The 1,005-nt window shown below is 44.1% G+C and carries 1 protein-coding gene and 1 pseudogene; one reads left to right on the top strand and one right to left on the bottom strand.

Translation table 11 applies throughout. From position 1 onward, the window contains the following. The first annotated feature begins 67 nt into the window (after positions 1-67). The gene (locus CXF78_RS00065; RefSeq protein ID WP_102035646.1) at positions 68-715 is read left to right on the top strand and encodes a DsbA family oxidoreductase; all 648 of its coding nucleotides are present in this window, start codon (positions 68-70) and stop codon (positions 713-715) included. Between the two features lie 49 nt (positions 716-764). Here the strand turns inward: CXF78_RS00065 and CXF78_RS00060 are convergent. Continuing rightward, a pseudogene (locus CXF78_RS00060) lies at positions 765-1,005 on the bottom strand (CbbBc protein); the annotation flags it as partial.

The following is a 1,005-nucleotide window of genomic DNA, read 5'->3' as shown; positions in this document are numbered from 1 at the left end:
ATGGCATTGGTATTTTTTTATCAGGTTTTAGTGAACAAAACGCACTTGAACAGATGAGGACCACCAAATGACAGCAAAGATTAAACTCGATATTATTTCAGATGTTGTGTGCCCTTGGTGCATCGTTGGTTATAAACACTTAGAAGCGGCGATAAATGAACTTGGGCTTCAAGATCAAGTTGAGATTGAGTGGCAACCATTTGAACTTAACCCTAACATGCCTGCTGAAGGTGAAAACCTGCGTGAGCATTCAGCCAGAAAATACGGCACAACCCCAGAAGGTAGCGTTCGTGCACGGGCTAACATTGCCCAACAGGGGGCTGAACATGGCTTTATTTTTGACTATTTTGAACAGATGAAAATGGTTAACACTTTAGACGCTCATGTGCTGTTGGAATACGCTAAAGAAGTGGGTAAGCAAACTGAGCTTAAACTGCGTTTATTCAGTGCCTTTTTTACCGAACATAAAGATATTTCAAACCGTGAAGTGCTGACCGCTGAACTCATTGCGGTGGGTATTAATGCCGCTGAAGCCATAAGTTTACTTGATAACGCAGCAGTGGCTGAACAGGTTCGCGCCAAAGAAGCCCATTGGCAGCAACTCGGTATTTCGGGTGTGCCCACGGTCATTTTTAACCAATCGAGTGCATTAACTGGCGCGCATCCAGTTGAAGCGTATAAACAAGTTTTGGCTGATTTAGTCGCCCAGCGCTAATGCGCTAGGGCAACATCGTTTGAGTATTGTTATTCCGAGTTTAGGTTACTTATACCTGAGCCACGCTAATCACCTGTTTGGTTGATGCAGTAATAACCACTGGGATTGATTTTGAGGTTGGGGTGTAAGAGCCAATTCCGACGCTGTTGATTGACACCAGTGGATTCGTCTCTGGGTAATATGCGGCAATGTTACCGCGTGGAATATCGTAATAAACCACGCTAAAGCCACAGACTTTGCGGACGATATTATCGTTGGCAATAGACTGTATATCAACAAGTTGGTCTTCA

Source organism: Shewanella sp. 11B5 (genome assembly GCF_002836795.1).
Taxonomy (GTDB): Bacteria; Pseudomonadota; Gammaproteobacteria; order Enterobacterales; family Shewanellaceae; genus Shewanella; species Shewanella frigidimarina.
This window is presented reverse-complemented; position numbering and strand designations above follow the sequence as displayed.

Excerpts from the sequence above, each read along its gene's own strand:
- CXF78_RS00065 (WP_102035646.1), top strand. The coding sequence starts at position 68 with ATGACAGCAAAGATTAAACTCGATATTATTTCAGATGTTGTGTGCCCT.